Here is a 4,466-nt window from a genome sequence, read left to right as displayed (position 1 = left end):
CCCAGGGATATCTCATCTTAAGGCGAGTTTCCCGCTTAGATGCTTTCAGCGGTTATCTCTTCCGAACATAGCTACCCGGCGATGCCACTGGCGTGACAACCGGTACACCAGAGGTTCGTCCACTCCGGTCCTCTCGTACTAGGAGCAGCCCCCTTCAAATATCCAACGCCCACGGCAGATAGGGACCAAACTGTCTCACGACGTTTTAAACCCAGCTCACGTACCTCTTTAAATGGCGAACAGCCATACCCTTGGGACCGGCTACAGCCCCAGGATGAGATGAGCCGACATCGAGGTGCCAAACACCGCCGTCGATATGAACTCTTGGGCGGTATCAGCCTGTTATCCCCAGAGTACCTTTTATCCGTTGAGCGATGGCCCTTCCATACAGAACCACCGGATCACTATGACCTGCTTTCGCACCTGCTCGACTTGTCGGTCTCGCAGTTAAGCACGCTTATGCCATTGCACTATCAGCACGATTTCCGACCGTACCTAGCGTACCTTCGTACTCCTCCGTTACGCTTTGGGAGGAGACCGCCCCAGTCAAACTGCCTACCATGCACTGTCCCCGACCCGGATCACGGGCCAAGGTTAGAACCTCAAACAAACCAGGGTGGTATTTCAAGGACGGCTCCACCGAAACTAGCGTTCCGGTTTCATAGCCTCCCACCTATCCTACACAGATCGGTTCAAAGTCCAATGCAAAGCTACAGTAAAGGTTCATGGGGTCTTTCCGTCTAGCCGCGGGTAGATTGCATCATCACAAACACTTCAACTTCGCTGAGTCTCGGGAGGAGACAGTGTGGCCATCGTTACGCCATTCGTGCAGGTCGGAACTTACCCGACAAGGAATTTCGCTACCTTAGGACCGTTATAGTTACGGCCGCCGTTTACCGGGACTTCAATCAAGAGCTTGCACCCCATCATTTAATCTTCCGGCACCGGGCAGGCGTCACACCCTATACGTCCACTTTCGTGTTTGCAGAGTGCTGTGTTTTTATTAAACAGTCGCAGCCACCAGTTTATTGCAACCCCTTCACCCTCCTGGCGCAGGCCAGTCAAGCTACAAGGGCGTACCTTATCCCGAAGTTACGGTACCAATTTGCCGAGTTCCTTCTCCCGAGTTCTCTCAAGCGCCTTAGAATACTCATCTCGCCCACCTGTGTCGGTTTGCGGTACGGTCATCGTTAGACTGAAGCTTAGAGGCTTTTCTTGGAACCACTTCCAATTGCTTCGCTCCCTAAGGAGCTCGCGCCACACCCTTGAATTACGCACCCGGATTTGCCTAAGTGCCTTCTCCAATGCAGCGACCGGGACTTCCAACACCCGGACAACCTTCCGCGATCCGTCCCCCCATCGCATCTAACAATGGTGCAGGAATATTGACCTGCTTCCCATCAGCTACGCATTTCTGCCTCGCCTTAGGGGCCGACTCACCCTACGCCGATGAACGTTGCGTAGGAAACCTTGGGCTTACGGCGAGGGGGCCTTTCACCCCCTTTATCGCTACTCATGTCAGCATTCGCACTTCCGATACCTCCAGCACGCTTTTCAACGCACCTTCGCAGGCTTACGGAACGCTCTCCTACCATGCGAGCAAAGCACGCATCCGCAGCTTCGGTATATAGCTTAGCCCCGTTACATCTTCCGCGCAGGACGACTCGATCAGTGAGCTATTACGCTTTCTTTAAAGGGTGGCTGCTTCTAAGCCAACCTCCTGACTGTTTTAGCCTTCCCACTTCGTTTCCCACTTAGCTATATTTGGGGACCTTAGCTGGCGGTCTGGGTTGTTTCCCTCTTGACACCGGACGTTAGCACCCGATGTCTGTCTCCCGTGATTGCACTCTTCGGTATTCGGAGTTTGCTATGGCGGGGTAATCTGCAATAGACCCCCCAACCATGACAGTGCTCTACCCCCGAAGGTGAGACACGAGGCACTACCTAAATAGTTTTCGGAGAGAACCAGCTATTTCCAGGTTTGTTTAGCCTTTCACCCCTATCCACAGCTCATCCCCTAACTTTTCAACGTTAGTGGGTTCGGACCTCCAGTACGTGTTACCGCACCTTCATCCTGGCCATGGATAGATCACCTGGTTTCGGGTCTACGCCCAGCAACTGAACGCCCTATTCGGACTCGCTTTCGCTACGCCTGCCCTATACGGTTAAGCTTGCTACTGAACGTAAGTCGCTGACCCATTATACAAAAGGTACGCCGTCACCCCTTACGAGGCTCCGACTGTTTGTATGCATGCGGTTTCAGGATCTATTTCACTCCCCTCCCGGGGTTCTTTTCGCCTTTCCCTCACGGTACTGGTTCACTATCGGTCGATCACGAGTATTTAGCCTTGGAGGATGGTCCCCCCATCTTCAGACAGGATTTCACGTGTCCCGCCCTACTTGTCGCACACCTAGTTCTTTCATACTGTTTTCGCCTACAGGGCTATCACCTGCTATGGCCGCACTTTCCAGAGCGTTCGGCTAACAATACAAATAAAGAGTGCAAGGCTCATCCCATTTCGCTCGCCACTACTTTGGGAATCTCGGTTGATTTCTTTTCCTGCGGTTACTTAGATGTTTCAGTTCACCGCGTTCGCTTCGCATGGCCTATGTATTCAGCCATGGATACTCCAAAAGGAGTGGGTTTCCCCATTCGGACATCTACGGATCAAAGCTCGTTTGCCAGCTCCCCGTAGCTTTTCGCAGGCTACCGCGTCCTTCATCGCCTGTGATCGCCAAGGCATCCACCACATGCACTTGTTCGCTTGACCCTATAACGAGTCTGTCTCTCGACAGCCGCTACAGGTTGAGTTCTCGCGTTGTGCCGTATTCCAATTGAGTCAAACATTAAGTTCGAATCATCTTGAGATACATCGATACAATCACAACCCGGATAGTTTCCACGTCCATCTCAAGACGCTTCCGCTATCCAAATTACTTACTTCTTCCAGATTGTTAAAGAACGACAGCCGATACGTACTACGTACCNGTTGGATTCGAACCAACGACCCCCGCCTTATCAAGACGGTGCTCTAACCGACTGAGCTACAGACCCCTGAGTCTGTCTTTAAATCAACAGCCGATAAGCGTGAGCGCTCAACTTTGCGAGAAGCTCTGGAAAGGAGGTGATCCAGCCGCACCTTCCGATACGGCTACCTTGTTACGACTTCACCCCAGTCATGAATCCTACCGTGGTGACCGTCCTCCTTGCGGTTAGACTAGCCACTTCTGGTAAAACCCACTCCCATGGTGTGACGGGCGGTGTGTACAAGACCCGGGAACGTATTCACCGCGGCATGCTGATCCGCGATTACTAGCGATTCCAGCTTCATGCACTCGAGTTGCAGAGTGCAATCCGGACTACGATCGGTTTTCTGGGATTAGCTCCCCCTCGCGGGTTGGCAACCCTCTGTTCCGACCATTGTATGACGTGTGAAGCCCTACCCATAAGGGCCATGAGGACTTGACGTCATCCCCACCTTCCTCCGGTTTGTCACCGGCAGTCTCCTTAGAGTGCTCTTGCGTAGCAACTAAGGACAAGGGTTGCGCTCGTTGCGGGACTTAACCCAACATCTCACGACACGAGCTGACGACAGCCATGCAGCACCTGTGCGCCGGTTCTCTTTCGAGCACTCCCGCCTCTCAGCAGGATTCCGACCATGTCAAGGGTAGGTAAGGTTTTTCGCGTTGCATCGAATTAATCCACATCATCCACCGCTTGTGCGGGTCCCCGTCAATTCCTTTGAGTTTTAATCTTGCGACCGTACTCCCCAGGCGGTCAACTTCACGCGTTAGCTACGTTACTAAGGAAATGAATCCCCAACAACTAGTTGACATCGTTTAGGGCGTGGACTACCAGGGTATCTAATCCTGTTTGCTCCCCACGCTTTCGTGCATGAGCGTCAGTATTGGCCCAGGGGGCTGCCTTCGCCATCGGTATTCCTCCACATCTCTACGCATTTCACTGCTACACGTGGAATTCTACCCCCCTCTGCCATACTCTAGCCTGCCAGTCACCAATGCAGTTCCCAGGTTGAGCCCGGGGATTTCACATCGGTCTTAGCAAACCGCCTGCGCACGCTTTACGCCCAGTAATTCCGATTAACGCTTGCACCCTACGTATTACCGCGGCTGCTGGCACGTAGTTAGCCGGTGCTTATTCTTCCGGTACCGTCATCCCCCGACTGTATTAGAGCCAAGGATTTCTTTCCGGACAAAAGTGCTTTACAACCCGAAGGCCTTCTTCACACACGCGGCATTGCTGGATCAGGCTTTCGCCCATTGTCCAAAATTCCCCACTGCTGCCTCCCGTAGGAGTCTGGGCCGTGTCTCAGTCCCAGTGTGGCTGGTCGTCCTCTCAGACCAGCTACTGATCGTCGCCTTGGTAGGCCTTTACCCCACCAACTAGCTAATCAGCCATCGGCCAACCCTATAGCGCGAGGCCCGAAGGTCCCCCGCTTTCATCC

The 4,466-nt window shown here is 53.3% G+C and carries 1 tRNA gene and 2 rRNA genes; all 3 read right to left on the bottom strand.

Annotated elements, in window-relative coordinates:
- A 23S ribosomal RNA gene (locus AC0KUR_RS37660) occupies positions 1 to 2,771 on the bottom strand; the annotation flags it as partial.
- Between the two features lie 209 nt (positions 2,772 to 2,980).
- Positions 2,981 to 3,055: transfer RNA gene (locus AC0KUR_RS37655), tRNA-Ile, on the bottom strand.
- A gap of 63 nt (positions 3,056 to 3,118) precedes the next feature.
- Positions 3,119 to 4,466, bottom strand: a 16S ribosomal RNA gene (locus tag AC0KUR_RS37650); the annotation flags it as partial.

The organism is Burkholderia sp. YHN3-13 (genome assembly GCF_055810675.1).
This window is presented reverse-complemented; position numbering and strand designations above follow the sequence as displayed.